Raw genomic sequence first — 26,233 nt, 5'->3', positions numbered from 1 at the left:
ATCTTTTCTTTGCTAATATTCAATAGATTGTAGAGGGAGATTTCCGTGTTTAAACCTGATCATGCAGGAGTAAAAATTCCGCCGCCGATTTGTTTCTTTGCCTTCCTTTTGGTAGGCATACTTTTGGATTCAGCTTGGATCGGTGGACATTTTGCGGCGACTAACCTGACTGCTATTGGCAGTGTAATTGCACTCACATCCCTTATTTGTCTTGTTCTCGCCGCGCAAAAGCACAAAAATGCCGGCACAAATATCGAGCCTTGGAAGCCGACAACAAAAATCATTTCTGACGGTGCGTACAAATACTCTCGCAATCCTATCTATGTCGCAATGGCGGCTGTATATGTGGGGCTTGCTGTCGCCGCGGACAGTTGGGTGGCTCTCCTTCTTCTCCCTATCTGCCTCCTCGTAATTCGCTTTCACGTTATCACCCGAGAGGAAGCCTACCTTGAAGATAAGTTCGGGAAGGAATATCTAGACTATAAGGCAAGGGTTCGACGCTGGCTGTAAGTAGCCTGAAATAGTCGCGGTTTCCCGCCATAACATATTGACCATCTCAAGGGGTGCAACCAATGACAGATGATGTAAAAAAGCATGTTAAGTCGACGACGACATGGACGAGATTAATATATTTGATCCTGTATGCGATCATTTTCCGGGTCGCCAGTATCGTCCTGTTTGCGATCACGATCATACAATTCATCAAAGCACTGCTGACGGGTACTCCTTTTGCGGAGTTGCAATCTTTCGGCGGCGCACTTGCGGAATACAATAAGCAACTCGTTGCGTATTTGTCCTATCAGAGCGACGAGAAACCCTTTCCTGTCGGCCCGTGGCCGCCACAAACGCCGACTGCGAGTAAAAGCGAAACAAGCGATGATGTGATCATTGTAGCGGAAGAGCAGCCGAAAAAGCCAAAGCCGCCTGGAAAGCCCCAAAGTAGTCCAACACCTAAGCCCGAAGATGCGGATGATGACAAAGGCACGAATACCGCCTAATCTCTGCATGGCCTTTGTATAGGACATAAATATGGTCAATAAACTTCAAGAACTTCTGGATAGTAAACCCTTCTTGCTGGCTGACGGTGCGGTTGGAACGAACCTCTTTGCTGTCGGTCTGCAGTCGGGCGACGCGCCGGAGCTATGGAACATTGATGCGCCGGAAAAAATTCACGATTTGCATCGGGGTTTCGTCGATGCTGGCTCGGATATCATCTTGACCAACAGCTTTGGTGGGACGAGTTACCGGCTTAAACTTCACAATGCCCAAAATCGGGTTCGGGAACTTAACATTGCTGCCGCAAAGATTGCCCGTGCGGAGTCAGATCGCGTGGACCGCACGGTTATTGTGGCGGGATCCATGGGGCCGACGGGCGAGTTGATGGAGCCGATGGGCACCCTCACTCACGAGAAGGCCGTTGAAGCCTTCAAGGCACAAGCGAATGCACTGGTTGAGGGTGGCGTTGACGTGCTCTGGATTGAAACTATGTCCTCAAAAGAGGAAGTAGCTGCTGCGGTTGAGGCTGCGAAGGCAACTGGACATCCTTTTGTCTGCACCATGTCATTCGATACCAATCGGCGTACAATGATGGGCATTAAACCTGCCGATTTCACTGAATTTTGCCATGATCTGCCTGCGCCCCCCGTTGGCTGGGGCGCTAATTGCGGCGTCGGTGCGGGTGAGTTACTGGAAACTGTTTTAGGCCTTAAATCCACGGCGAAAGAAGGCGACATTATCGTTGCCAAAGCCAACTGCGGTATTCCCGAATTCAAGGATGGCAAGCTGATTTACAGCGGGACGCTGGAGGTGATGGCCGATTACGCACGACTTGCGGCCGATGCGGGTGCCCGGATCATTGGAGGATGTTGCGGTACAAGTCACGCGCATCTGAAAGCGATGGCGGAAGCCCTCGACGGATATACACCCAAAAAGGACATCGGTATCTCGGAAATCGAAGCACGCTTTGGCCCCGTTTGGCAGGTTAAGTTACCGGCAGAGGCGTCTCATGGGGCGTCACCTGAGACTGGCCGCGGCAATCGTCGTAATCGCCGCCGCCAGAGTTAAGGTAAGTTCTTTTAAGCGTCTGCACTTGGGCGGGCTGAGATTGCCGCATGCCAGCGGTTGAGATTATCAAGCCCTTCCGGCATCTCGATCTTCGCCATTTTGGTTGCGAAATCCACCACCACCAATGCACCGATGTCTGCAACAGAATAGCTGTTTCCGGCCATAAATTCCTGATTTTCAAGCTGTTTGTTCATGTCTTCAAAAAAGTAAACAACACGCTGTCGTCCACGTTCCGCGAGCTCAGCAATCTGTTCAACATTTCGCGGTCCGGTAATAGCCCTGTGAGCAAGCCTCGGCGCAGAGTTGCGGAGAGCTTCAGCAACCGCCATAAACCCATTCACATTTATATAATGGCAACAGTCATTGATATGCGCCCGCTCTTCCGGAGAGCTGCCGAATAGTGGCGGTTCAGGAAATTTCTCCTCCAGGTAACGGTTTATTGCATCAATCGACGAGATCCGGCTTCCATCATCGAGTTCCAGTACTGGCACTGTGCAGTTCGGGTTAATTTCCCTGAACTCGTCGTTAAATTGCTCTCCCTCCCGGATATTGACGATCACTTTTTCAATATCTAGTCCCTTTTCCGCCAGAAATATCCTGACACGGCGCGGGCTCGGCGGCCCGGGACAGTCATATAGCTTCATTTTTATTTTACCTCATCCAGTATTGCGCCCCGGATTAGTTACTTCACTGTAATTTGGCGCAGAAATCATTATTTCTGCACAGTTTCCTGAGATTTTATCAGAATGTCATTAGACTTTTAGCCAATACTCCCCGGTATTTTTCTTTTTAAGACGTCCCGCTGTCGGGGTCGCAAAATGGGTGCCGATAATGAGTGTATCTGTATTACCGTATTTCTCCAAAAACGCATGCCGGGTTGACTGTGCTGCGGCGGCATCCGCATCCACCGCGCTTGACCATTCAGGATGCGCGATCTGACAAGGGTGATGCATACTGTCACCAGTAATGATCGCTTCTTCGCCTGCAGAACGGATTTGAACGCAAACATGCCCCGGCGTATGGCCTGGGGAGGGGAACAAGCTCACCTCGTCGCATATCTGATGATCCATCGCCACAAGATCGGCAAGACCCGCATCGATGATGGGCGTAACCGAATCGCCGATGACATCACCAAATTCGTCCTGCGCCGTCGCCCGCCAGTAATCCCATTCCGTCGCTCCGATCAGGTAGCGCGCGTTCGGAAAAGTCGGCATCCATTCCCCATCCACCAACATCGTATTCCAGCCCACATGGTCAACATGAAGATGTGTACAAAGCACGGTGTCAAAGCTCTCACGCGGGTATCCAGCCGCTTCGAGATCAGCAAGGAAGGTTGTTTGCAGCATATTCCAAGCGGGAATTTCACGTTTTTTATCGTTGCCGAGACAGGTATCAACAATAATCCGCCGCGAACCCGTATCAATAATGAGCGCGTGAATGCTCATGATCAGCTTGCCTTCTGCTGTGGCGAAATGCGGGACGAGCCAGTCAATCGGCTGCACCGCATCCGGAGTTGCCTGCGGGAGGATAAAGCGAGTGCCGCCAGTTGCCTCTACCTCAACAACACGGGTAATCTTTACGTTGCCGATTTGCCAATCGCTCATTCGGGGTCCTCCGTCATTATTTTTATTATTTTTATGTACTACGGAAAGAGTATAGCGGTTCCGGCTGACCAAACAATGGTGATCAGTGGCTTTTACCGAATGTCAGCCAAGCAGCATAAATGCGTGTAATGGTGGTTACCCAGCACATGCTACCGAAGACAAGTGCGACTATCATGAAATAGTTTGGAAAAATACACATCAGCAGCATCGCGGCAATCGTCTCTCCGCCTTCGGCAAGTCCACCGAGATAGTAAAGCGACTTGCGACCTTGAATATCCGTCGATATCCCGTGTTTTTCCGCCATAATTGCGTAAGTTAGAAAGGTCGACGCGGTTCCCATAAAGCTGAAAATCAGAAAAGCGGCATAGAGCGCATTTTCAGAGCTGGCCAGCGCGAAGCCAAAAACAACTGCCGAATAAAAAATAAAGTCGCAGATAATATCAAGATATCCACCGAAATCAGTGAGCAACGAGTGTCGCGCAACGGCTCCGTCCAGACCATCGAACAGGCGGTTCATAAGAATAAGTATAAGGGCCGCGCCATATTGCTCTATTGCAATCAAGGGAACAGCCAATAGGCCAAGCAAAAAGCCAAAGACAGTCACCGCATTCGCGGATACACCAATCGCTGCGATCCGGGTACCAATCGCATTGAGTGGCGGGTCGATGATATTTCGCAGCGCTGCATCAAACATTTTTTATTCGAAATACCCTTTTGATCTGCCTAAATAGCCTTAGGATTGTCAGTAAAAAAATTACATAGTAGCATTCTTTGAACAAGGCAAAGTGATATCGCTTCTGCTCCCGATATTGTGAAATGACGTGACAAGGATAAAAGATGGTTCATAAGCATGAATTCGTTGCTCATATCGACTGGAAAGGTGCGAGCAATGGTCCGACAATGGACTATAAGAATTACTCTCGCGACTATGATATTTCAATTGAGGGTCGACCGATTATCAAAGGTTCGGCAGATCCTGTATTTTTAGGGACGGACGACCGATACAATCCAGAAGACTTATTGGTAGCGTCACTGTCGGCCTGTCATTTACTAAGCTACCTTGCTCTTTGCGCGCGGAAAAGTGTCGCCGTCACCTCCTATAAAGATGACGCTTGGGGGAAAATGGAAATGAAGGACGGAAAACTTCGATTTACAGAAGTTATTTTGCGTCCTGTTGTCACCATTTCAGCGACAAGCAACCTTGAAAAAGCAGTACGTCTTCATCATGACGCACATGAAACCTGCTTTATTGCCAATTCAGTGAATTTTCCAGTTTTGAATGACGCAATCGTTAAGCATGACAAATAACCTTTTGTTAATCTCAAAATGCAAAAATCCGGAAATAGAAATTATAGACGAGACCGGAAATGCAGCTGAAATTTGAAGCGGCTATTTTTAATGAAGAAGTTCTTGTTGCGCTCCAAGAAGGCGAGCATCACAAGGATCTCGCGGATAGCTGGGCAGAAACGCACTATTTGGACTTTTATGCGGAAAATCTCGAGCAAGCTTGGGAAAAAATGCGCCGCAAATATAGCGCAGAACGCGGGTTCGTGATCAAAGCTATCGACACCGCCGATTAAGCGTCGCAATCAATATCCCACATAATAGGGATTTGCACCGCCTGCGTGATCCGTCACGTCCAAAACCCGTTCAATTACCGGAACAGCGGATTTGATTTCAACTTCCACTCCCTGTTTCAGCGTAGCATCGGCCATACCACAGCCCTGACATCCGCCGGCCATCTCAACAAAGGCGGTATTATCCTTAATGTCAATTAAGGTGATATATCCACCATGCGCCGCAATTGCAGGGTTGATCCGCGTTTCAAGAAGAACGCGAATTTGTTCCGCCTCATCACTTTGCAGGCCGGGCCGATCACTCGCAACCTCAGTTTCTTCTTCGACCATACGTTCAAATCGCACTCGGTGAATTTCCGGCACAAAATGCTTCAGTGTATTTTCGATTTTAATCTGCGTGCCAAATGCCGGGGTTGACAGGCCGGTGCTGTCCATCGCCAACACAACAACACCATCCGCTGGATCATATGATTTAAAACCAACGTCACCGCCATCCTCTTGAAGCTGCGGTTGAACCCGCGTTTCGATCAGCTCAATAATGGAATCAACTATCTTTTGCTCTTTTTCAGAATAACTGGCGCTTGCCAACTGTGGCTCTCCGTTCAAAACGGGCATACCGCTCATGTAATGGTCCATGATCGCGGCGAGAACCATTGGTTTCAGCTGTATCCACAGGGTTTTATGTTCTTCATCCGTCCGTTTGACGATTGTTACATAATCCTCCCCGAGTTCAACCGAGCGAACCCCCGGAATATCAAAAAGGCGCGCCGCTAGTGGGGACTGCTTTCGTCCCTCTTCCTCATTTTCGAACAGCACGGAGCCTTCCGCCAGAACCTGACGGCCAGGCAAAAATTTCATCCTGTCTTCATTTTCATGCGGCAAGGTCTGAATAAACATGGGAAAACTCCAATGCCCTTAAGCGGGAAATATAATCACGGTCGTCAGCTAGCAGAATAAATTTGCATGGGCAAGCCACAAGCCTAACATAATGCACCCACTCATGTATGCAATAGCCGTAGCCGCCCTAAAATACTAGACGGTGGCTACCGGATTGGCGGGAGAGCCGACTGCACCCGGTAGACGGATCGGCGGCGCTGTCAACATGAACCGTGACCGGCTATTTTCTTTGAGCCAATTGTTCAGCGGCGTCAGATACCACAACTCCCCAAGATGTATACCAAGCTTGAACAGACAATGTTCATGGATGGGCAAGAAAGCACAGCTTCCCTCTCCGGGCACAGATGGATGGGCCTCAACCGCATAATTATCGGCAATCAGCAAGGATAGACCAGAATCAGTAATCCAGTTAAGAAGCTTGGGATCGCGTCCGTTGAGCGCGGCGCAGGAACCATGCAACTTGTCTTTATCAGGATTACCGTCCATCTCAACAATCATTTGTGCAAAACCGGTGTGGAGACAAACCATATCTCCTTCCTCAACGGTGACATCGTCCTTTTCCATGACACGCATCAGATCGTCATAGCCGACAATCGTCTGGGCGCGACCGAACTCTCCTTCCAGATCGATCATAACGCCACGTCCCTGCACTCCGGCGGCGGCCATATTTTCAATCCCAAGCGCCAACGCACGCGGGCCGCCTTCGTCTTCCGGTCCCTGAATATGCTCCCCGCCGCGATAGCCGTTGTAATAAACAATTTCGGCCACGCCATCATCATCGGCATCAAATTCCTGCCCCACATGGGCCAGACTATCCCATTGCGAGGAATACTGCGTATGCAGAACAACTAAATCGTCACAGATCACATCAATCATGTTTGGATTATCCTGCGACAGATTGTAATTCATGTTCGGCCTGTCACCGGACCTTAAGGTCGGGGATATTTTGGGTGGGTGACGACGGGGATTCAGGAGATTCCCTCCCGGCAAATCGAGCGGCAGGCTAAGACAGAAGCGCTCCCCGCTTTTTATTTCCGCCGCAGCGGCAAGAATTTTTTCCGGCGTGATAAGATTCAGACGGCCTATCTGATCATTTTCGCCAAAGTCGCCCCAGTTTGACCCTTCTGGCCGTTTCTTCCATCTGGACATATTTGTATTTTCCTATGTTATTATTTTTTTTGCCAGCTTAACCGCAAGATGATCCCCTGAAAAGCCCTACTTCGGCACGAATTGACCTCGGGAGCACAACCTGATAGCTCTTATAAAAATATGTACGAGCGCAATAAAAATGAAAAAAGAAACGGCGACTGCCTTCAAGATCATCACGACATTGTCGATTGTTTATGTCGCGAGTAATTTTTATCGTTCTTCCATTGCTGTAATTGCGCCCAACATGATGGATGAAATCGGGCTCACCCATGAACAACTTGGCGTTGTTGGCGGTACTTTCTTTATAGCTTTTGCCCTTTTCCAGGTCCCCGTTGGTATTTTTCTGGATCGCTATGGCCCCCGAAAAACGATCTGTGGATTGATGATGTTTGCAGTGCTGGGATCGGCTGGTTTTGCTGTAGCGTCGGATTTTCTTGAGCTAACTTCGGCCCGGTTCTTTATGGGCGTTGGCTGCGCTCCTGTTTTGATGGGATCCCTCGTCATTATATCTCGCTGGCTCTCCGCGGAAAAGTTCGCATTTTATATGTCCCTTATCGTAGGCATGGGCGGATTCGGAAATATCCTTGCAACGACACCTACAGCAATTCTGGCCGATATGATCGGCTGGCGGGATGTTTTCTGGATCGCAAGTCTTTTCAGTGCGGTATCCATCGTCTTTGGATATTTTATCATTAAAGACGCCCCCGAAGGCCATGCTTTCCACTCCAGAAAAATCGAGAGCATGTCGGAGACATTGGGAGGCGTCATCGGCATTATCAAGGATCGCCAGTTTCAGCTTGTATTCGCCATCAATCTCGTCATCTACGGAACTATCATGTCTATTGTCGCTCTATGGGGCGGAAATTTCCTGCGAGATGTCTATGGTCTCGACCTCACAGAACGTGGCGATATTATTTTCTGGATGACTGTTGCGGTTATCGGCGGCGCGTTTTTTTATGGGTATTTGGATGGTATTGCCAAGTCACGCAAAAAACTGGTTGCGACCGCCGCTATCACTACCATAATTCTACTGGTCATACTCGGCTCAATGCCCGTGGTGTCCGTCTGGCAAATATCTGCACTTTTGATTCTGTTCAGCTTTTTTGGGAACTATGGTGTCCTGATCATGTCCCAAGGTCGTTCGATATTTCCGGAAAGGCTTTTGGGCCGTGGGATCGCAACACTGAACACTGCCGTATTTTTGGGTGTATTCCTGCTCCAGTCCATGGGCGGATTCATAATAGGCAACTTCGTTGAAGAAGACGGGACGGCGCCGCTTTTGGCCTATCGGGTGCTCTTTTTCAGTCTTGCGGCAATTGTTGCGGTCGCCTTGCTGATTTACAGCCGGTCGAAGGAATCAAAGTTACCTAAAGAAATGGCGCGGGAACCTGCTTGAATAAACAGATTCCTGCGCCAAATATTTTAATTTAAAATTTCCCAGATCAGTCGCGGTAGTTTGATCCCTTGCGATCAAGAAGGCGCAACAGGCCCGGCCATTCAAGGCCCGACTGAGACGCACTGATTTTAAATTGATTGGCCGCATGTTCGCAAACCTCGCGAGAGGGAAGAATTAGCTCGGAATCCCCTGCAAGCGCTTTGATCTGTGATTCACAGGATTTCTCAAGATAGAAAATCCGACGGAATGCTTCTGACGCCGTGGCCCCGACGGTGAGCAAACCGTGATTACGGAGGATCATCGCAATGTTGTCCCCCATATCGCGCACCAGACGCTCACGCTCATCCAGATCCAATGCAATTCCTTCATATCCATGATAGGCCAAACGACCATAGAACATCATCGAATGCTGGCTGATTGGCAACAATCCCTGTTTCTGCGCGGCGACCGCCATACCGGCCGTCGTATGCGTATGAAGAACGCAGCCAACATCTTCACGCGCGCCGTGGATAGCGCTGTGAATTGTATATCCCGCAGGATTGATAATGAATGGCGTGTCACTTAGAACATTCCCGTCAATGTCCACCTTGACTAAGCTTGAAGCCGTAATTTCATCAAAGAAGAGGCCATAGGGATTGATCAGGAAGTGATGATCACTGCCCGGCACGCGCGCCGAAATATGGGTGAAGACAAGATCGCTCATACCATAATGAGCAATCAGATGATAACAGGCCGCGAGATTTACGCGTGTTTCCCATTCTTCATCGCTGACCTTGCCCTCCAAGCTGGGCACCATCTTGTTTATTATATCAACACCCATATCAATTTTTCCTTTTTCAGTTTTTTAGTTCGTATGAGACTTCAGCATATTACGTGCGATGACAAGCTGCTGAATTTGCGTCGTTCCTTCATAAAGGCGCAGTAACCGCACATCGCGGTAGAAGCGTTCAACTTTATATTCCGCCATATAGCCCGCGCCACCGTGGATCTGTACCGCCCGGTCCGCGATTTTCCCCGCAGCTTCGGTTGTAAACATCTTGCAGCAGGCCGCCAGCATCGGGATATCTTCATTATTATCATACTTCTGCGCAGCATCCAATGTCATTGCCTTACCGGCGAAAAGTTCTGCCTGACTATCGGCAAGCAGGGCCTGTACCAGTTGGAATTCTCCAATCACAGTACCGAACTGCTTGCGCTCGGCTGCATAGTTAAGTGCTTCTTGCAAAATTCGCTCTGAAATACCGGTCGATACGGAACTCAAATGCAGCCGCCCGCGGTCCAGCACCTTCATGGCCGTGTAGAACCCTTTACCTTCAACGCCGCCCATCAAAGCAGACGCAGGAATGCGGGCATCCTCAAAAATAACATCACTGGTTTTCGTGCCCCGCTGACCCATTTTCTCGTCCGCCTTGGCAATCGTAACACCCGGGATATTTGGATCAACGAGAAAGGCCGAAATACCCGAGGCCCCCTTTTTTGATGAGTCGGTACGTGCCATAACCGTCAACATCCCTGCGCGCAGAGCGTTGGTGATGTAACGTTTTGTTCCGTTCAAGACATAATCATCCCCATCCCGGACGGCGACAGTGCGCAGAGACGCAGCATCAGAACCCGCTTCCGGTTCGGTAAGACAAAAAGAGGACATGATCTCACCAGAAGCGAGCCGCGGCAGATACTGTTGTTTCTGGGCATCCGTTCCCGTCATGACAAGGCCCTGGCTGCCAATACCAACCGTTGTCCCGATTACTGACCGAAACGCCAGCGATGCCTTGCAAAGCTCGTGTATAATCTGGCATTCTTGTGCCATACTAAGACCCAGTCCACCATATTCCTCCGGGATTGAGAGGCCGAACAAGCCCAATTCCCGCATTTCCTGAATAATTTCTTCTGGCACATCATTCGTCTCTTCAACTGTATCTTCAGCAGGGACGAGTTTTTCGCTCACGAATCGAGCGACTGCATCTTTCATTAATTCGAACGTCTCGGCATCCAGAGCCATCTTCTATCCTTCTACTTTCTTGTTATTATATAGATCTAATCTCAGTTCATCCCGCACATTGCCTCAACACTTCGCGAGAGGCCTACGAGACGGGGACCAACATCTTCCCGCAAGGCTGCTTCTGTTACCAGATATGCAGAGCCTCCGCAATTAAAGGCGACGATATCACCAGTTGAATTATCAAGAGCTGCCGCACCGACGGCATTAAAGCTCGCCCGCCAATCTCCTATTGATAGGCAATATCCAAAGTCTGCAAAATCTTTCTCCGCCTGCTCAAATCCCTTTTTTACCTTCGGCCATTCTTCAGCAAATTTTCTCCGGACATGATCCAGAAGAAAATTTTTCTCTCCCTCCGGCAGCTTACAAAGAAAGGCCCGACCAACCGAGGTGGTTGCGATTGGTAGAAACGAGCCAACCTCAAGCCGAAGTGTGCTTTCATCTCCACCGCGAACGGTTTCGACATACATCATGTTTAGTTTTACGCGTGTCGCGAGGGCGACGCCCAGACCCACCTGCTTTGCAAGATCATGCATCAGGGGGCGGGACAGCAATCGGAGTTTGTTATTGGCAAGATAGGTATATCCGAGGGAAAGAACCGCCGGGGAGGGTTCATACTTTCCGGCACTCTTTCGATATGTCAGGAAGCCGAGTTGCAGCAGGGTACTGGTCAGGCGCGATACAGTGGATCTTGGGAGTTTCGTTCTCTTGGCAAGCTCATTATTCCCAAGAGGCCCCTCACCCGGTCGAAAAGCTTGCAATAGCTCAAGGCCGCGCGCTAACGATGTAACGAAGTGTCGGCTGTTATCAGGAGTCGATATACCCCCAACGAATGTTTTATCTTCTCGCATTTTCTAACTATGGTATAAAAAGGATTAATTAGGAAAAAAACTTGCAGAATTCCATTCCACTATGCAGAATGCGGTCCTATTAGAAAACAAAAAAATCCAACTCAAGTTTTCTTTAGGGAGACAATAATGAAAATAGGTACAAGCTTATGCGCTGTGGCAGCAGCGTTTGCTTTTTCGACCGCAGCATTTGCTGATGACGTAAAGCTTCCGGGCACACTGGCATGGAGTGCTTATAACACGGGTACTACCGGTTATAACCAGTCCGTCGCAATTGGTAAGGCGCTAAAAGATAAGTACGGCGTCGATCTTCGGGTTGTTCCGGGTAAGAACGATATTTCACGTATGGGTCCATTGCGGTCCGATAAAGTTCAGTTCGTTGCAAACGGCGCAGGCACTTTCTACGCCTCTGAAGGTGTTTTTAACTTTGCAACTCCAAACTGGGGTCCGCAAAAAGTCCAGCTTCTGATGTCGGCCACTTCTGATGCAAACCTTTCGGTTGGTGTCGCGGCAGATACAGGCGTTAAAACTTTTCAGGACCTTAAGGGCAAACGCGTCGGCGTGGTTCGCAGCTCCCCTGCACTCACGATCGGTACACAGGCGATCATCGCCTTTGGTGGTTTGACTTTTGACGATGTTGAAGTAGTCGAGTTTGGTGGTTATGGCGCAATGTGGAAAGGCATGCTTTCGAATCAGATCGATGCAGCGTTTGCTTCCACCGTGTCTGGACCAACCAAGCAGGTTGAAGCGTCACCTCGTGGCATTTACTGGCCTCCGACGCCTGCTGCTGACAAAGAAGGCTGGGCTCGCATTCAGAGTATCGCACCTTATTTCGTACCGCACACAGCGATCTTGGGCACGGGTAACATTTCCAAGGAAACGCCGCATGACGGCGCAGCTTACCCTTATCCAATCCTGATTACCCGCGCGGACCAGGATCCTGACCTTGTCTATTCGATGGTGAAAGCTGTTCACTCTGAATATGATAACTACAAGGACGCCTTGCCGGCCATGACAGGTTGGGCAGTTGAAAACCAGACTTTTGAATGGGCAGTTCCCTATCATAAGTCGGCGGTAAAATACTGGAAAGAAGTCGGCGTCTGGACAGACGACATGGAAGCCAACAACAACAAGATGATTGAGCGTCAGGATGTACTTGCTAACGCTTGGGCTACCATGAAAGACAAAGACCTTGATGGCGATGCTTTCAAGGAAGAATGGATGAAAGTCCGTGCAGCTGCTCTTAAAGCTGCCGACATGAACCCAATTTTCTAATTAGTTCTTATTTGTAGAATTCTTAATGGAAAATCAAAAACAAGAGGACGGAGCGGTGGCGCAGCCAGAGTTGGCGCGCCACCGTAATCTTTCTTTAGGATGGCGTGTGATCGTTATTGCGATCACAGCCATTGTCACCCTGCTTGCTGTCAATCAGCTATTCAACGCTGGTTTTCTAGTAGGGCATACTTGGCTCGATAACGAGTATCAGTATGCGTTGTTCGGATTACTGGTACCAGTTGTGTTCCTGATTTTTCCGGCGACGAGTAAATCCTCCAGAGATCATGTTCCATGGTACGACATCCTGTTTGCGGTGGTCACCTTTGGACTGCTGGTGTTTTTCTTCATGAACGCCGAAGCAATTGTCGACAATGGTTGGGAAATGGGCGCTCCAGACTACATTGTCACACTTGGCTTGGTGCTCTGGCTTCTGGTCCTTGAAGGGACGAGACGCGCCGGTGGCACAGCCTTGTTCACGATTGTGCTTATAATTTCACTTTATCCGCTTTATGCCGATGTTATGCCGGGTCCGATATCCGGCCTTGGCAGCACGCTCGCGGATACGACAGCCTATCACGTCTTAAGTGCGGAGAGTATGCTCGGCATACCAATGCAGGCGCTCGCCAATCTGGTGATCGGCTTCCTGATCTTCGGCGTTGCCCTCACCCAGACCGGTGGCGGGAAGTTCTTTATTGACCTTGCTTTTGCGGCCCTTGGACATGTACGTGGCGGTCCGGCGAAAGTTGCCATTTTCTCATCCGGCCTTATGGGCTCAATGAGCGGCAGCGTGATTTCAAACGTTATCACAACCGGCGTCATGACCATTCCCGCGATGCGCAAAACCGGATTTCGGAAATCATATGCCGCTGGTGTAGAAGCATGTGCCTCGACGGGCGGTGTTCTCATGCCGCCGATTATGGGCTCAACCGCCTTCATCATGGCGGTGTTTCTGAACATTCCGTACATCACAATTGCCGTTGCCGCGATTGTACCGTCTGTGCTCTACTATCTTGCATTGTTCATCCAGATTGACGCCTATGCGGCACGAAACAACATGCCGGGTCTACCTCGGGATCAATTACCGAAACTGGGGGAAACATTCCGCAAGGGCTGGCATTTTATCGCAGTATTTGTTCTGCTCATTGTTATGCTTGTTTACCTGAAGCAGGAAGTGCTCGCACCGTTCTATGCGACAGCATTGCTTCTCGTGATCAATCAACTGTTCTCCTCCAATCGATGGGGAATGGCAGAATTCTGGGAATTCCTTCTGGCAACCGGTAAACTTCTTGCAGAGATTGCAGGTATTCTGGTTGGTGTTGGCTTGATCGTAGGCGCTCTGTCCATTACAGGAATGGCGGGTACGCTGGTCAATGACCTGATCTTTATGGCAGGCGGTAATATTCTCGTTCTTCTACTGATGGGCGCGATTACCAGTTTTATCATGGGTATCGGCATGACAGTAACGGCCGCTTACATCTTCCTCGCCATTGTTCTGGCGCCCGCCCTTATTCAAGGCGGACTGGATCCGATGGCAGTGCATCTGTTCATCCTGTACTGGGGCATGGTGTCCTTCATTACGCCACCTGTTGCTCTGGGTGCCTTTGCTGCGGCATCGATTGCAGGCGCCAATCCAATGCGCACTGGGTTCGAGGCCATGCGGTTGGGATCGATCATCTATTTCGTTCCCTTCTTCTTCGTTCTCGATCCGGCCTTTATTTTCCGCGGAGAATTGAGCCAGACAGCCATTCTGTTCGTTTCGGCAGTGGCTGGCGTTATTCTGATCGCCAGTTCGTTACAAGGATATCTCATCTGGATCGGCAACCTGCACCGTCATCCTGTGTTGGGCTGGCCTATCAGAGCGCTTATCCTTATCGGCGGCCTCGCTTTGGCAACACCGGGCGGGAGTGCCCTCATTCCATTTAGTAATCTGGAATTGGCTCTCTTCGCGCTGGTCACGGCAGGGCCTGCAGCTATGCTCGCCTTCATGATTGATCGGCGTGCAAAGGCAGCCGCTGCGATCTAGGGAATACTTTACGCAATAAAAACGCCCGTCTGGATTTTCTAGGCGGGCGTTTTTTATTGTTACCCTGCATATATCATCAAAGACCTCTTGCGCTTGCGATGCCTTATTGGTCATCGTATGGTGCAGCCGAAAAATAATCTCGCAGAAACGGTGACATATATGAGACGTGGATTAACAATCGTTATGATCGGGATCGTCATACTTTTCTGCGTGGCAATCGTCACCGTCTATCTTTCAATTGGATCCGTTATTACATCGACAATTGAAAACTATGGTACCGCCATCACACAAACTAAAGTCACTTTACGGGAAACGGAATTCTCCCCAACGACGGGAGAGGCCGAATTACTTGATTTGAAGATCGCAAACCCTGCGCCATACAAGGCTCAACCGGCATTCCTGACACCACGGATCAAGATGCAAATCGATCCGCAAACCGTCAACAGCGAAACCATCATAATAAAACGCATAGAAATCGAAGCGCCTGAGATTACCTATGAAATTACCAATTCTGGCGATAACCTACGCACCATTCGATTCTACATCAAAGAAGCAATTGCCGTTGAAGCACGCGGTCCTATCCTTGTCGATCACGCCGGTCCGACGAAAAAATTTATCATCAATGACCTATATATAACGAACGCTGTTGTCATTGTTGAAGCGGAGGAACTTATGGGCAAAAAAGCAACGGCCGTATTGGATAACCTCCACCTTGAAGATCTTGGCCAAAGTGAAAACGGGCTCTATCCAGCCGCGCTGATCGAAGCGATATATAGGCCACTCCTTCAGGCGACTACCCTTGCGGCCCTATCGACCGACCTTAACCTTTCTGACCAGGCTCTTAATATCCTTCGCGGCGCAGGTGATGAAACTGAAGAAGTGATTGATCAGATACGGGGTCTCCTCGAAAAATAAAGTTGCCGCCTATCGTTGAAGCGGGCATAACAGGCATTATAACAACTGTTTGTTAGGACCAGCCCGTGACTGAAAAAACACGCGCCCGCGAGGAAGGTCTCCATCGGAGCGATAACCGCCGACAGGAATTGATGGCGGCGGCGGCGCATCTGTTTAATCAACGCGGATATGATGCCACCTCGATGCGGGATATCGCCCGCGAAGCCGGGATGCTGGCCGGGTCGATGTATTATCATTTTTCCTCCAAAGAGGACCTGATCGTCGCAACCTATGAAGAGGGAAAGCGCCTGATCAGCACGGCCGTTCTGGAAGCCATAGACGGAGTGGAGGATCCATGGGAACGACTGACCCAGGCGGCGGTCGCCCATATGAATACTTTGTTCGGAGGTAATAACTTCTCCATCCTGCTATGCGCAGACATCTCCCGAACAGCTCCCACCCTGCGGAGCCGGCTTATCGAAATACGGGACAGCTATGATAAACTCTTCATGGATCTGATTGAGGATTTGCCGCTTGCCGAAGATATGGACAAAGGATTACTGCGGTTGAACCTGCTTGGATCGCTCAACTGGTCCACCAGCTGGTATCGCCCGGGAGGACAGACTCCGGCGCAAATCGGCGCCTTTTTCGTAAAAGTCATGAGAGACGGCTTATCATGAGATCGGAAATCATATTCACACTATAATTTTGTAAATAAATAATTTTACATCTAAAATGAGAAAATACTGTTGCGTTCTATTTAAAATCCCTTATATCTAACGCTAACAAGATAGCTATCATGAACGAAAAAGAACTATAGTCTTGATAGTGACAAATTAACGTCCAACAAATTGTTGTTGTTACAGCAAATGATAATATAGGCCGTTGATTGCTGGTTCGAAATATGGCTAAACTAAAGGCATTGATAGGGTTTAGAGCCAAGGCCTCCCCTCTTATGCTTAACGCGGGTAAGAAAGTTGAACGAATTAAAAATTAAGACGGACCCGGCGCCACGGAAAGAAGTTTCTTCTGTCGTCATTCGGTTCGCAGGCGATTCTGGTGATGGAATACAGATTACTGGCAGCCGATTTACCGACACGACCGCTTTGGCCGGAAATGACCTCGCCACATTTCCTGACTTTCCGGCGGAAATTAGAGCGCCTGTCGGCACGACCTTCGGTGTCTCAGCATTTCAGATCAATTTCGGCTCGCGGAGGATTGAAACAGCTGGAGACGATCCTGATGTTCTGGTCGCCCTGAACCCTGCCGCCCTGATGGTGAACATTGCCCGGCTGAAGCCAGGCGGAATGATCATCGTTGACAGCGGCGCCTTTAATGACCGGAACCTTAAAAAGGCCGGATATCTTGAGAACCCCCTCGAAGATGCCTCACTTGAGGCCTATACGGTACTGGATATCAATATTACCAAGCTGGTGTTAGAGGCGGTTAAGGAATTCGGCCTCTCACAAAAGGAAGGGCTCCGTTGTAAGAATTTCTGGGTGCTTGGCCTGGTATACTGGATTTATGGCCGCGACCGGAGCGATACAGTTGATTGGCTAAGACGTAAGTTCGCAAAGCGCCCGGATATCGCCGATGCTAATATTGCTGCCCTGAATGCCGGGAATATTTATGCTGAAGCATCGGAAATTGGCGGCCTCACGCAACTATACTCAATTCCGGCGGCCGCAATGCCTCATGGGCTTTACCGCACCGTCACGGGCGGCGAAGCGCTCGCATGGGGGCTGGTCGCAGGCGCAGAGCTTGCAAATTTAAAAATATTTTTTGGGTCCTATCCGATCACACCTGCCTCCCCTGTCCTACATTCTTTAGCAAAGATGAAACAGTTCGGCGTGAAGACATTTCAGGCCGAGGATGAAATTGCCGCTATATGTTCAGCGATCGGTGCGTCCTATGCCGGCTCTCTCGGTATTACCTCTTCGTCGGGCCCAGGCATTGCCCTGAAAGGTGAAGCAATCGGCCTTGCCATTTCGACAGAACTTCCGCTGATCATCGTGAATTCGCAGCGCGCGGGACCGTCAACTGGCCTGCCGACAAAAACGGAACAATCTGACCTATATCAGGCCGTATACGGTCGCAATGGCGACTCTCCGCTTGTCGTGTTGGCAACACATGGTCCGTCGGACTGCTTCGAGGTTGCCATCGAGGCCTGCCGCCTTGCCACAAAGTATATGACCCCTGTTATGCTGCTCACTGACGGATATATCGGCAATGCGGCGGAGCCTTGGCTGATCCCCAATGTGGCGGATCGGGAAGCATTTCCAAAAACGTTTGAGACAAATGCGGAAGGCTTCAAGCCATTCAATCGCGATCCGGATACATTAGCCCGGCATTGGGCCATTCCCGGAACGCCGGGGCTTGAGCATCGTATCGGTGGGATCGAGAAGGAAGACGGATCGGGCAATATTTCCTATGAACCGGCAAACCATCAGCGAATGACTGATCTCCGGCGCGACAAGATCCTGAATATAGCGAATGATATCCCGGAACAGGGAGTCGAGAATGGTAAAACGGACGGTAAGCTGGCCATTATCGGTTGGGGGTCGACCTATGGGCCCATTAGCCGCGCCGTAGAAAACAAGCTGGCGGACGGCAAGGACGTTTCCCACATACATCTGCGTCATATCTGGCCGCTTCCACGCAACCTTGGCGACCTACTTCGCGGATTTGACAAGGTAATTGTTCCGGAAATGAACGATGGGCAATTGAAAACTGTCCTTCGTGATCAATATCTGATTGATGCGCAACCGCTCACCAAAGTGACCGGGCAGCCTTTCAAGATTTCCGAAATTGAACGCGCCATCGACGCAGCATTGGAGAACTGACATGAATGTTGCCGTTACTAAAGACAAGTTGAAACCCGCCGATTTTGCCTCAGATCAGGAAGTACGCTGGTGTCCGGGCTGTGGTGATTATGCGATCCTGAAGGCTGTACAAAGAACCCTGCCCGATATTGACACACCGAAAGAAAACTATGTGTTTGTGTCCGGGATCGGCTGTTCATCGCGCTTCCCTTATTATATGTCGACCTATGGATTTCACACGATCCATGGCCGGGCCCCGGCATTTGCGACGGGAATCAAGATCGCTAATCCAGAACTCGATGTCTGGATGGTGACCGGCGACGGTGATGGTTTCAGTATCGGCGGAAATCACATGCTCCACGTGCTGCGCCGAAACGTTAATATGCAAATCCTGCTCTGCAATAACGAGATCTATGGCTTGACCAAGGGGCAGTATTCTCCAACATCGGAAGTTGGACTACGTACGCCTTCTTCCCCGGATGGATCAGTTGATACGCCGTTGAAGCCACTTGTGTTCACACTCGGCGCTGGCGCGAGATTTGCTGCCCGTGCCTATGATACGCAAAAGACGCTTCCCGATATCCTAAAACGTGCCCATGCACACAAGGGAACGTCGATGGTGGAAATCCTACAAAATTGCATTGTCTATAACGACGCAGTTTTCGATAATGTTCTCGCTCGCGATGTCGCCTCCGAAAAGCAGCTACATGTAGAACATGGCCAGCCCATGATCTTTGGCGCTGAAAAGAACAAGGGCATTCGCTTGAATACGCAGTCTTTAACACTAGAAGCCGTGACGATCGGAGAAAATGGGATCACGGAAGCGGATATTCTGGTTCATGACGAGACGAACCGATCCCTTGCAACCTTGATCGCGGCAATGGATGGCCAAGATCTCCCTGCAGCTTTTGGTGTCATCTATTGCAACCCGACAGCCACCTATGAAGATGGCATTACCGAAAAGTTGGATGCAGCAGAAGCCAACGGCAAACCTTCCTTAGACGCGCTCCTTCGACAAGGGCATACTTGGGAAGCGTAAGGGCGAGGAACAGCAGTTTGGAAGGGCCGGCTGGAAATGACCGGCCTTTTCTTTGCATCAACCTTTAGATTGTCGTAGCCTGAACCTATGACAAAGACTGATCCGAGAAAAGTACTTCTTGCCCGCCGGGAAGAATTGCTGTCAGTGATGAAGGCCAGCACTGAAGGCAGCCGCCCTGTGGAACTTGACCAGACCCGTGTGGGTCGTCTTTCTCGCATGGATGCATTGCAAGGACAGGCAATGGCCCAAGAGACAGAGCGACGGCGGAAGAATGAACTGCAACGGATTGATGCCGCCCTTGCCCGTGTTGATACAAGAAACTATGGGTATTGCGTCAATTGCGATGAGGAAATTTCAGTAAAACGTCTTTCTCTGGACCCCAGCACCCCGCTTTGCATCGACTGTGCAAGCGGCTAACCGCCAGAAACCTAGTCCTCGTTTTTAGAAGAGGACGACATACTCCGACGGCTTTTCCGCTGCAGATAGTTCAGGCCAGCAACAATTGCCCAGATAGGAATGACAATAACCGCACCAAGCAGAATATAGTCCGCCGCCCAGGTTATTGTACTTAGCGCGGTAGAGTAAATCTGACCAATCGTTCCACTCAGATCCTTTAAGAGATCAAGCGGCGTGATATCAAACAGGGTCAGAGCCCAGCCGACAATAAAAGAAAAAATAACCAATTTTATAATCAGTGAGCCGATATTTCTTGGCATTCAATATCCTCTAGAATAAGGCGGTTGCACCCATAAAGATGCGCGCACCAGCATGTGCAATCATATAGGCCACCCCAAGGTCATGGCCAGAATTTATTTACTTTCTGCCCAGAAGGGCTCTAAAAGCCGATTATCGCCCTTCAGAATACAATCCTATTTTGCACAATTTGTGACTATTGTTATAGTAGACGGTGTGGTCCCTATCTGGAGACGAGTTTCATGTCGTTAAAGTTTCGTATTCCCGCCGGTGAGAAAATTGTTGTCAACGGTGCCGTTCTTACAAATACAAGCAACAAAGCAATGCATTTCTCGCTAGAGAATGATGCGTCAATCATGCGCGAGCGAGACATTCTGTTGCCAGAAGACGTTAAAACGCCTTTAGAAAATGTCTATCTCTATATCCAGCTGATGTATATAGATCCGGACAGTCACGATGCGCATCACAAAAGCTTTCAGGACGCAGCGCAGATCGCGTTTCTTTCAACCGCTGACAACGATGAACGAAACCGCGTGTTTGAAATTGTCGGTCTTGTTGGCGAGAAAAACTATTACGCAGCGCTTAAGTTAATTCAGAAATATTTTAAGTCCGCTGAAACGGAAGAATAAGAATCATCGGAATCATGGTGGTTATCTCCCGCATTTAACAGATTGATTCAGTCATTTTTACCGCTTATGGCGGCGATGAATGGTGTCTATTTCGATAGATTTTGCTTTTTTCCTTAAAAATACACACCCTCTGAGAAAATCTGAAAACATCAGTTTTCTGCGCATTTTTGCGTTGCGCCGCGCATATCCTGGCCAATTTCTCCCAGCTGAATTGACCAAAGAAGCACCTGTTAATCTTTTGTTAGGAAATCACAGAGATAGTCAGGGCACGGTTTCGAAGTGGACCGGGGCTCAAACGAGCTATTTCGTCGCAGATGCGACAACTCTAGAATGAGGATTTTATATTATGGCTTCAATTAATACTAATGCGAATGCAATGTCTGGTCTGCGTATGCTTAACATGACGCAGAGCCAACTCTCCAAAACTCAGAACTCACTTGAAACTGGTCTCCGCGTGAGCAGCGCTAAAGATGCGCCTGCTACTTTCGTTATCGCGCAGGGTATGCGTTCTGATATTGGCGCTCTTGGCGCTATTAGTGAAGGTATTGCTTTCGGTGAAGCAACAATTGGTGTTGCAATGGCTGGTGCCACTTCCATTTTGGAACAGCTCTCTGAACTCGAAACTCTTGCCACGCAGGCTCAGAACGGTGGTCTTGATGACGCCATTCTAACCGCTCAGGCTGATGAAGTTTTGGCTCAGATTACAGCTATTACCGCTGGTTCAGAGTTTAACGGTGTTAATCTGATTAACAACGCCGGTACGGACGTATTGACCGTTCCAACTGATCTGGCCGGTAGCACGATGACGTATACTGCTACAAACCTCGATGCTGCCACACTTGCCCTGACGACTGACTTTTCGTCCGGCGCCAACATCACGACTGCCTTGGCTAACATTGCTGCCGCACAGACAACTGTCGGTAACGCATTGACGGCGATTGGTACATTCTCAAGTCGTTTGGAAAGCCAGGGTGAATTTACCCAGCTTCTGACTGATACGATGAAAGAAGGTCTTGGTGCTCTGGTTGATGCAGATATGGCTGCTGTTGCGGCCGAACTGACTGCATTGCAGACCAAGGAACAGCTGAACATTCAGTCCCTGAGTATCGCCAACCAGGCGCCTCAGACGATTATGGCTCTGTTCCGTTAAGAGCCCTCCTATCAAAGAAAGGCGGCCTTCGTGGTCGCCTTTTTTTGTTAACATCTTATTTACGATTAGCACGCTATAGTTACGCTGATAAGATTTTTAACCAGGTTTAGATATGCAAGTATCTGCAAACAATAATCCGCTGCTATGGTATAAGCTGGCTTACGAGCTGGAAGACGCCCATATGAAGGCGTTTGAGGCGCAGCCAACTGTTGCCCGGGACCTGGTAACCTTCAGCGAAGATATTACAAACATTAAGTCCGTCGACGACCTGATGAAGAACCGCACCGTCCTGACCATGGTTCTCTCCGCTTTTCAGCTGGAAAGTGAAATCGATAAACCGGCGATGGTCAAAAAAATACTCACCGAACCACCGACTGAAAGCGAAAGTCTCGTCAATCGGCTGGCCGAACCCCGCTGGACGAAACTCGCCAGCGCTATGTACGGCCTTAACAGTGATCCTGACTTTTTTCAGAAGCAGGAAAATGTTGACGCTATTTTGACGGGCTATCGGACCAACGAGTATGAGAAATTTGAAGGCGAGAATGCAGACGGCGTACGAGAAGCCATGTATTTCAAACGCCTTGCCGGCGGAATTGAGACGATTGAACAGGTTATTGCCGACACGGCGATTATGCATGTTGTTCGCGTCAGCCTCGGCCTTCCTGAAAGCTTTCAAGCGCTGTCTTATGACCAGCAAAGGGAACGTCTGGGAGATATGTTCGATCCGTCAGAACTGCAGGAACCCGGAAAAATTGACGAGATTATCAATCGCTTCCTTGTTTTTACGCAGGTCAATAACAACGATCCAACGGCCAATCCGATGCTCTCGCTTTTCCAGCCTATTGGCACCGGAGAATACGTAGGCCCACAGCCGATCCAAATAGACCTGTTCGTCTAAATCTGCGGTTACCCGGCTCGGGCAAGGCCCTTATATGCCGGGCATTTTCTTCATAGCTGAGAAATTTATTCCTATTTTCGGCAGTAACTGAGCCGCTTTTTCCCTGCTCTAGTATCCACAAATTGGCCCAAAAACCCCAGTTTTCCAAGGGTTTTTCAAACTGGCACGCCCTTTGCTTATGTAGCCCTGAGTGAATTCGCGTTTTTGGTAACGCAGGAAACTACAGGAGAAGACAAAATGGCTGCATTTTCTATTAACACTAACTCAACGGCGATGGCAGCGCTTCGCACATTGTCCTTGACACAAACGGCCCTGAGCCAGACTCAGCGTCAGGTCGAAACAGGTCTTAAAGTCGCGGAGCCTAAAGATAACCCGGCTTCCTTTACGATTGCCCAGACAATGCGCGGGGACATCTCTGCCTTGGATGCAATTGAGGAAGGCCTTACCTTCGGTCAGGCAACTGTAAGCATGGCGAACGCAGGTGCCTTGCAGATTTCAAATATTCTTATCGACATCAACCAGAAAGTCACCCAGGCCTTTAATGACGGCCTCGATGTAACGGTTCTTCAGGAAGAAGTCGACGCCCTACTTGCCGAGATTACTTCAGTTGTCGGAACAACCGTCTTCAATGGTGTGAACCTGATTGATGGTGTCAGTGCTGACCTAGATGTTTTGACCGGTCTGGGCGGTGTTACACAAACAGTTGCCGCGCAAGACTTGCGCCTGGTTACCTTGGGACTGGTCGGCCTTGATCTGACAGATCCTGCCACTTCCCTCGCAGCTGTAGACACTGCTGAAGCTTTGGTTGGCGACGTAATCACTACGTTGGGTACAGCCGCAAACCGGCTTGATAGCCAGGCAGAATTTACCCAGCTGTTGACTGACAAGCTTAAAGAAGGTCTTGGCATTCTTGTAGACGCCAACCTTGCAGAAGCAAGCGCTGAACTGCAGGCACTGCAGACCAAGGAACAGCTTGGCATTCAGTCCCTGTCAATCGCCAACGCGCGACCACAGTCAATTCTTCAGCTTTTCCAGTAATTGGTAAGAGTATCGTAAGAAATTTCGTAAATAGTAGATTTTACTATCGGAAATGGATGAGAAGAAGAAATGTCTGTAGCTGCTTACCAAAAAGCTAACCAGAATGCCGAAAACCCCCGACAAACCGAATACCGGGCTTTCGCGCTATTCACTCGTGCCATGGAAGACGCTGACAAGGAAGAAAATGCAATGGAACGCATCCGTGCTGTCGCAAACAATCGGCGGCTATGGCTTACCATGCAAATGGATCTTCTGTCAGAGGATAATGCTCTCCCTGACGACTTAAAAGGTCGGCTTCTTTCCATCGCATTCTGGGTTGGTCGCTATAGTTTACAAGCCATGAAAGGCGAAGCATCAGTTGCGCCACTCATTGCGGTCAATAAGCAGATTATGGAAGGCATGAGGCCCAAGGATCCTAAGAAGATCGAAGAAGCAACTCTGCCACAGGCCGGGCTTGAGACAAAACTAACCCTCTAAGCCGACTAGCCGACTCCTCACAAGAGGCACCTACTCCGGTATACCTCGGGATATGCAGATAGCCACCCTTTCGTCTATAGACCGAAGCGATTGGCTACTGATTTGTGCAATGGCGCACGTCCGCTATTTCACCATCCTGAAACCTATCTCAATGCGATGGCAATGGTTATACTCCGTGACTAATTTAAGTTACGGGGAGATCGGAACCTATGAGCTGGGAAAAAGAAGCCGAAGAAATAAGAAAAATGCGCATCGCGGCACAGGCCCAAGGCGGTGTTAAAGCCATTGAGGCCCAGCATGCCAAAGGCCGCCTGACCATCCGCGAAAGAATCGATAGCCTTCTGGATCCGGACAGCTTTCAGGAACAAGGCCGCATCGCCGGATCAGTAGTACGAGACGATCAAGGAAATATCAAAGAGTTCTCCCCTGCAAACTATGTGACCGGACTTGGCTCCATCAATGGACGTCATGTTGCCGTCGGCGGAGAAGATTTCACGTTAAAGGGTGGCTCACCCAATGCCGCAGGTCTGCGAAAAAGCGTCTTCGCAGAGGAACTAGCGTCCCAATATCGCGTGCCCTTAATCCGGATGCTGGAAGGTGGCGGTGGCAGCGTAGCAAAGGGTAAAGGCAGCGGCACTGTTGGCAGTCCGGCTTATGAAAAACCGAGGTTTCTCTCCATCGCAAAATTGATGGGCGAAGTCCCGGTTGCCTCCGCCGCGCTTGGACCTGTTGCCGGGTTTCCGGCGGCGCGTTTTGCCGCCTCCCATTTCTCCGTGATGACACGTGACACCGCGCAGCTTCTTATCGCAGGCCCAGCGTTAGTGGAACGGGCCCTGAACATCAATATGACGAAGGAAGAGCTGGGCGGCGCTGCAGTCCATAGCCGAAATGCCGTTGCCGCCAATATTGCGGAGGATGAGGCCGATGCCTTCAAGCAGATTCGTGCTTTCCTAAGTTATCTTCCCAATAACGTCTGGGAACTGCCTGCACACTTCGAGACAAGCGACCCCACAGAACGCACGGAAGAAGACCTGCTCAGTATCGTTCCAAAAAACCGACGCCTTCCCTTTCACATGCGAAAGCTGATCCAGTTGGTGGTAGACCTCGATAGCTTCTTTGAAATGAGCAAGCACTATGGTCGCAGCCTGATTACCGGCTTTGCCCGCCTCAACGGCCAGCCCGTTGGCGTGATCGCGAATGATTGCCGGATTTATGCAGGTGCCATGGGGGCAGATGCCGCCCAGAAGGTGCGACGCTTCATTGAACTCTGCGACACCTTTCACCTTCCCATCGTCAATTTCACAGACGAACCTGGGTTTATGATTGGACCGGATTCAGAAAAGGATGGTACCATTAAATATGGCACCTCCGCAGTTGCCGCCGCCGTCATGTCCGTTGTCCCATGGGCTACCGTCATTGTGAAGAAAGCCTTCGGCGTTGCCGCGGCCGCTCATTTTAGTGAAAACGGCTATGTCCTTGCCTGGCCCAGCGCAGAAATGGGGCCGCTCCCCGTTGAGGGCGGGGTGGCCGTCGCCTACCGCCGACAGATTGCAGAAGCAGAAAACCCTGAAAAGCTGAGAGCTGAACTGGAAGAACAGCTTGCTGCCCAGCAATCACCCTTCCCCCGTGCAGAAAGTTTCAGTGTTCATGACATTATTGATCCGCGGGAGACCCGGCCTGCACTGTGTCAGTGGGTTGACTGGATACAGCCGCAGCTTGATAGCTTAAAAGGGCCGGTTAGCTTCGCCTTCCGACCCTAGACCA

At 49.9% G+C, this 26,233-nt stretch carries 29 protein-coding genes; 20 read left to right on the top strand and 9 right to left on the bottom strand.

Features of this window, described 5'->3' with window-relative positions; translation table 11 throughout:
- The first annotated feature begins 45 nt into the window (after positions 1-45).
- The 3 genes from LKE13_RS06210 to bmt all read left to right on the top strand — a co-directional run bounded on the left by LKE13_RS06210 (position 46) and on the right by bmt (position 2,064).
- Positions 46-510 (top strand): methyltransferase family protein, encoded by a 465-nt coding sequence (locus LKE13_RS06210; protein ID WP_227949275.1) that lies wholly within the window; start codon positions 46-48, stop codon positions 508-510.
- 62 nt (positions 511-572) lie between these two features.
- Positions 573-998, top strand: a complete 426-nt coding sequence (locus tag LKE13_RS06205; RefSeq protein WP_227949273.1) for a DUF4389 domain-containing protein — start codon at positions 573-575, stop codon at positions 996-998.
- Positions 999-1,029: 31 nt separating this feature from the next.
- Entirely contained in the window at positions 1,030-2,064 is a 1,035-nt protein-coding gene (bmt, locus tag LKE13_RS06200; protein WP_227949270.1) for a betaine--homocysteine S-methyltransferase, read from the top strand.
- Between the two features lie 11 nt (positions 2,065-2,075).
- Here bmt and LKE13_RS06195 read toward each other — a convergent pair whose 3' ends face one another.
- The 3 genes from LKE13_RS06195 to LKE13_RS06185 form a co-directional block, all read right to left on the bottom strand.
- Positions 2,076-2,708, bottom strand: a complete 633-nt coding sequence (locus LKE13_RS06195; protein WP_227949267.1) for a glutathione S-transferase family protein — start codon at positions 2,706-2,708, stop codon at positions 2,076-2,078.
- Positions 2,709-2,816: 108 nt separating this feature from the next.
- On the bottom strand, positions 2,817-3,668 hold the full coding sequence (locus LKE13_RS06190; RefSeq protein ID WP_227949265.1) for an MBL fold metallo-hydrolase: 852 nt from the start codon (positions 3,666-3,668) through the stop codon (positions 2,817-2,819).
- 82 nt (positions 3,669-3,750) lie between these two features.
- Entirely contained in the window at positions 3,751-4,362 is a 612-nt protein-coding gene (locus LKE13_RS06185) for a CDP-alcohol phosphatidyltransferase family protein (RefSeq protein ID WP_227949263.1), read from the bottom strand.
- A 143-nt stretch (positions 4,363-4,505) separates the two neighbouring features.
- Here LKE13_RS06185 and LKE13_RS06180 point away from each other — a divergent pair, with 143 nt between their 5' ends.
- Both LKE13_RS06180 and LKE13_RS06175 read left to right on the top strand, forming a co-directional pair.
- Positions 4,506-4,976, top strand: a complete 471-nt coding sequence (locus tag LKE13_RS06180; RefSeq protein WP_227949261.1) for an OsmC family protein — start codon at positions 4,506-4,508, stop codon at positions 4,974-4,976.
- Positions 4,977-5,035: 59 nt separating this feature from the next.
- On the top strand, positions 5,036-5,248 hold the full coding sequence (locus tag LKE13_RS06175) for a hypothetical protein (RefSeq protein WP_227949259.1): 213 nt from the start codon (positions 5,036-5,038) through the stop codon (positions 5,246-5,248).
- Between the two features lie 9 nt (positions 5,249-5,257).
- Here LKE13_RS06175 and LKE13_RS06170 read toward each other — a convergent pair whose 3' ends face one another.
- Both LKE13_RS06170 and LKE13_RS06165 read right to left on the bottom strand, forming a co-directional pair.
- A complete protein-coding gene (locus tag LKE13_RS06170; protein WP_227949257.1) occupies positions 5,258-6,142 on the bottom strand; it encodes a NifU family protein in 885 nt (294 codons plus the stop codon).
- Between the two features lie 135 nt (positions 6,143-6,277).
- On the bottom strand, positions 6,278-7,291 hold the full coding sequence (locus LKE13_RS06165) for a cyclase family protein (RefSeq protein ID WP_227949255.1): 1,014 nt from the start codon (positions 7,289-7,291) through the stop codon (positions 6,278-6,280).
- 139 nt (positions 7,292-7,430) lie between these two features.
- On the opposite strand from LKE13_RS06165, the gene LKE13_RS06160 reads away from it, so the two are divergent.
- Positions 7,431-8,687 (top strand): MFS transporter, encoded by a 1,257-nt coding sequence (locus tag LKE13_RS06160; protein WP_227949253.1) that lies wholly within the window; start codon positions 7,431-7,433, stop codon positions 8,685-8,687.
- Between the two features lie 46 nt (positions 8,688-8,733).
- Here LKE13_RS06160 and LKE13_RS06155 read toward each other — a convergent pair whose 3' ends face one another.
- The 3 genes from LKE13_RS06155 to LKE13_RS06145 are packed head-to-tail and all read right to left on the bottom strand — an operon-like array spanning position 8,734 to position 11,534.
- Positions 8,734-9,507, bottom strand: coding sequence for a class II aldolase/adducin family protein (locus LKE13_RS06155; protein ID WP_227949251.1), 774 nt, complete (start codon positions 9,505-9,507; stop codon positions 8,734-8,736).
- Between the two features lie 24 nt (positions 9,508-9,531).
- Entirely contained in the window at positions 9,532-10,686 is a 1,155-nt protein-coding gene (locus tag LKE13_RS06150) for an acyl-CoA dehydrogenase family protein (RefSeq protein ID WP_227949249.1), read from the bottom strand.
- 41 nt (positions 10,687-10,727) lie between these two features.
- Positions 10,728-11,534, bottom strand: coding sequence for an IclR family transcriptional regulator (locus LKE13_RS06145; protein WP_227949246.1), 807 nt, complete (start codon positions 11,532-11,534; stop codon positions 10,728-10,730).
- A 126-nt stretch (positions 11,535-11,660) separates the two neighbouring features.
- On the opposite strand from LKE13_RS06145, the gene LKE13_RS06140 reads away from it, so the two are divergent.
- From LKE13_RS06140 to LKE13_RS06110, 7 genes are all read left to right on the top strand, one after another.
- Positions 11,661-12,806: a TAXI family TRAP transporter solute-binding subunit gene (locus tag LKE13_RS06140; RefSeq protein WP_227949244.1), complete on the top strand. Its 1,146-nt coding sequence runs from the start codon at positions 11,661-11,663 to the stop codon at positions 12,804-12,806.
- A 25-nt stretch (positions 12,807-12,831) separates the two neighbouring features.
- Positions 12,832-14,829 (top strand): TRAP transporter permease, encoded by a 1,998-nt coding sequence (locus tag LKE13_RS06135; protein WP_227949242.1) that lies wholly within the window; start codon positions 12,832-12,834, stop codon positions 14,827-14,829.
- 159 nt (positions 14,830-14,988) lie between these two features.
- Positions 14,989-15,744: a hypothetical protein gene (locus LKE13_RS06130; RefSeq protein ID WP_227949240.1), complete on the top strand. Its 756-nt coding sequence runs from the start codon at positions 14,989-14,991 to the stop codon at positions 15,742-15,744.
- Between the two features lie 65 nt (positions 15,745-15,809).
- On the top strand, positions 15,810-16,403 hold the full coding sequence (locus LKE13_RS06125; protein ID WP_227949238.1) for a TetR/AcrR family transcriptional regulator: 594 nt from the start codon (positions 15,810-15,812) through the stop codon (positions 16,401-16,403).
- Between the two features lie 297 nt (positions 16,404-16,700).
- Positions 16,701-18,566, top strand: a complete 1,866-nt coding sequence (locus LKE13_RS06120; protein ID WP_227949236.1) for a 2-oxoacid:acceptor oxidoreductase subunit alpha — start codon at positions 16,701-16,703, stop codon at positions 18,564-18,566.
- A gap of 1 nt (position 18,567) precedes the next feature.
- Positions 18,568-19,584, top strand: a complete 1,017-nt coding sequence (locus LKE13_RS06115; protein ID WP_227949234.1) for a 2-oxoacid:ferredoxin oxidoreductase subunit beta — start codon at positions 18,568-18,570, stop codon at positions 19,582-19,584.
- An 87-nt stretch (positions 19,585-19,671) separates the two neighbouring features.
- A complete protein-coding gene (locus LKE13_RS06110; RefSeq protein ID WP_227949232.1) occupies positions 19,672-20,001 on the top strand; it encodes a TraR/DksA family transcriptional regulator in 330 nt (109 codons plus the stop codon).
- Positions 20,002-20,012: 11 nt separating this feature from the next.
- Here the strand turns inward: LKE13_RS06110 and LKE13_RS06105 are convergent, their stop codons facing one another.
- The gene (locus tag LKE13_RS06105) at positions 20,013-20,300 is read right to left on the bottom strand and encodes a DUF6460 domain-containing protein (protein ID WP_227949230.1); all 288 of its coding nucleotides are present in this window, start codon (positions 20,298-20,300) and stop codon (positions 20,013-20,015) included.
- A gap of 219 nt (positions 20,301-20,519) precedes the next feature.
- Here LKE13_RS06105 and LKE13_RS06100 point away from each other — a divergent pair, with 219 nt between their 5' ends.
- From LKE13_RS06100 to LKE13_RS06070, 7 genes are all read left to right on the top strand, one after another.
- Entirely contained in the window at positions 20,520-20,906 is a 387-nt protein-coding gene (locus LKE13_RS06100) for a flagellar biosynthesis repressor FlbT (protein WP_227949228.1), read from the top strand.
- A 79-nt stretch (positions 20,907-20,985) separates the two neighbouring features.
- A complete protein-coding gene (locus LKE13_RS06095) occupies positions 20,986-21,240 on the top strand; it encodes a hypothetical protein (protein ID WP_227949226.1) in 255 nt (84 codons plus the stop codon).
- Between the two features lie 12 nt (positions 21,241-21,252).
- Entirely contained in the window at positions 21,253-22,056 is an 804-nt protein-coding gene (locus tag LKE13_RS06090) for a flagellin (protein ID WP_227949223.1), read from the top strand.
- A gap of 112 nt (positions 22,057-22,168) precedes the next feature.
- The gene (locus tag LKE13_RS06085; RefSeq protein WP_227949221.1) at positions 22,169-22,954 is read left to right on the top strand and encodes a DUF1217 domain-containing protein; all 786 of its coding nucleotides are present in this window, start codon (positions 22,169-22,171) and stop codon (positions 22,952-22,954) included.
- A 237-nt stretch (positions 22,955-23,191) separates the two neighbouring features.
- Entirely contained in the window at positions 23,192-23,992 is an 801-nt protein-coding gene (locus LKE13_RS06080) for a flagellin (protein ID WP_227949219.1), read from the top strand.
- Between the two features lie 69 nt (positions 23,993-24,061).
- On the top strand, positions 24,062-24,469 hold the full coding sequence (flaF, locus tag LKE13_RS06075; protein WP_227949216.1) for a flagellar biosynthesis regulator FlaF: 408 nt from the start codon (positions 24,062-24,064) through the stop codon (positions 24,467-24,469).
- A 209-nt stretch (positions 24,470-24,678) separates the two neighbouring features.
- A complete protein-coding gene (locus LKE13_RS06070) occupies positions 24,679-26,229 on the top strand; it encodes an acyl-CoA carboxylase subunit beta (RefSeq protein ID WP_227949214.1) in 1,551 nt (516 codons plus the stop codon).
- Positions 26,230-26,233: the final 4 nt, after the last annotated feature.

The sequence above is a fragment of the Sneathiella sp. HT1-7 genome (assembly GCF_020731145.1).
In the GTDB taxonomy this organism is placed as follows: Bacteria; Pseudomonadota; Alphaproteobacteria; order Sneathiellales; family Sneathiellaceae; genus Sneathiella.
Note: the sequence above shows the minus strand (reverse complement) of the source record. Positions and strands in the feature narration are given on the sequence as shown.

Excerpts from the sequence above, each read along its gene's own strand:
- LKE13_RS06205 (WP_227949273.1), top strand. The coding sequence starts at position 573 with ATGACAGATGATGTAAAAAAGCATGTTAAGTCGACGACGACATGGACG.
- bmt (WP_227949270.1), top strand. The coding sequence starts at position 1,030 with ATGGTCAATAAACTTCAAGAACTTCTGGATAGTAAACCCTTCTTGCTG.
- LKE13_RS06195 (WP_227949267.1), bottom strand. The coding sequence starts at position 2,708 with ATGAAGCTATATGACTGTCCCGGGCCGCCGAGCCCGCGCCGTGTCAGG.
- LKE13_RS06190 (WP_227949265.1), bottom strand. The coding sequence starts at position 3,668 with ATGAGCGATTGGCAAATCGGCAACGTAAAGATTACCCGTGTTGTTGAG.
- LKE13_RS06185 (WP_227949263.1), bottom strand. The coding sequence starts at position 4,362 with ATGTTTGATGCAGCGCTGCGAAATATCATCGACCCGCCACTCAATGCG.
- LKE13_RS06180 (WP_227949261.1), top strand. The coding sequence starts at position 4,506 with ATGGTTCATAAGCATGAATTCGTTGCTCATATCGACTGGAAAGGTGCG.
- LKE13_RS06175 (WP_227949259.1), top strand. The coding sequence starts at position 5,036 with ATGCAGCTGAAATTTGAAGCGGCTATTTTTAATGAAGAAGTTCTTGTT.
- LKE13_RS06170 (WP_227949257.1), bottom strand. The coding sequence starts at position 6,142 with ATGTTTATTCAGACCTTGCCGCATGAAAATGAAGACAGGATGAAATTT.
- LKE13_RS06165 (WP_227949255.1), bottom strand. The coding sequence starts at position 7,291 with ATGTCCAGATGGAAGAAACGGCCAGAAGGGTCAAACTGGGGCGACTTT.
- LKE13_RS06160 (WP_227949253.1), top strand. The coding sequence starts at position 7,431 with ATGAAAAAAGAAACGGCGACTGCCTTCAAGATCATCACGACATTGTCG.
- LKE13_RS06155 (WP_227949251.1), bottom strand. The coding sequence starts at position 9,507 with ATGGGTGTTGATATAATAAACAAGATGGTGCCCAGCTTGGAGGGCAAG.
- LKE13_RS06150 (WP_227949249.1), bottom strand. The coding sequence starts at position 10,686 with ATGGCTCTGGATGCCGAGACGTTCGAATTAATGAAAGATGCAGTCGCT.
- LKE13_RS06145 (WP_227949246.1), bottom strand. The coding sequence starts at position 11,534 with ATGCGAGAAGATAAAACATTCGTTGGGGGTATATCGACTCCTGATAAC.
- LKE13_RS06140 (WP_227949244.1), top strand. The coding sequence starts at position 11,661 with ATGAAAATAGGTACAAGCTTATGCGCTGTGGCAGCAGCGTTTGCTTTT.
- LKE13_RS06135 (WP_227949242.1), top strand. The coding sequence starts at position 12,832 with ATGGAAAATCAAAAACAAGAGGACGGAGCGGTGGCGCAGCCAGAGTTG.
- LKE13_RS06130 (WP_227949240.1), top strand. The coding sequence starts at position 14,989 with ATGAGACGTGGATTAACAATCGTTATGATCGGGATCGTCATACTTTTC.
- LKE13_RS06115 (WP_227949234.1), top strand. The coding sequence starts at position 18,568 with ATGAATGTTGCCGTTACTAAAGACAAGTTGAAACCCGCCGATTTTGCC.
- LKE13_RS06110 (WP_227949232.1), top strand. The coding sequence starts at position 19,672 with ATGACAAAGACTGATCCGAGAAAAGTACTTCTTGCCCGCCGGGAAGAA.
- LKE13_RS06105 (WP_227949230.1), bottom strand. The coding sequence starts at position 20,300 with ATGCCAAGAAATATCGGCTCACTGATTATAAAATTGGTTATTTTTTCT.
- LKE13_RS06100 (WP_227949228.1), top strand. The coding sequence starts at position 20,520 with ATGTCGTTAAAGTTTCGTATTCCCGCCGGTGAGAAAATTGTTGTCAAC.
- LKE13_RS06095 (WP_227949226.1), top strand. The coding sequence starts at position 20,986 with ATGGTGTCTATTTCGATAGATTTTGCTTTTTTCCTTAAAAATACACAC.
- LKE13_RS06090 (WP_227949223.1), top strand. The coding sequence starts at position 21,253 with ATGGCTTCAATTAATACTAATGCGAATGCAATGTCTGGTCTGCGTATG.
- LKE13_RS06085 (WP_227949221.1), top strand. The coding sequence starts at position 22,169 with ATGCAAGTATCTGCAAACAATAATCCGCTGCTATGGTATAAGCTGGCT.
- LKE13_RS06080 (WP_227949219.1), top strand. The coding sequence starts at position 23,192 with ATGGCTGCATTTTCTATTAACACTAACTCAACGGCGATGGCAGCGCTT.
- flaF (WP_227949216.1), top strand. The coding sequence starts at position 24,062 with ATGTCTGTAGCTGCTTACCAAAAAGCTAACCAGAATGCCGAAAACCCC.
- LKE13_RS06070 (WP_227949214.1), top strand. The coding sequence starts at position 24,679 with ATGAGCTGGGAAAAAGAAGCCGAAGAAATAAGAAAAATGCGCATCGCG.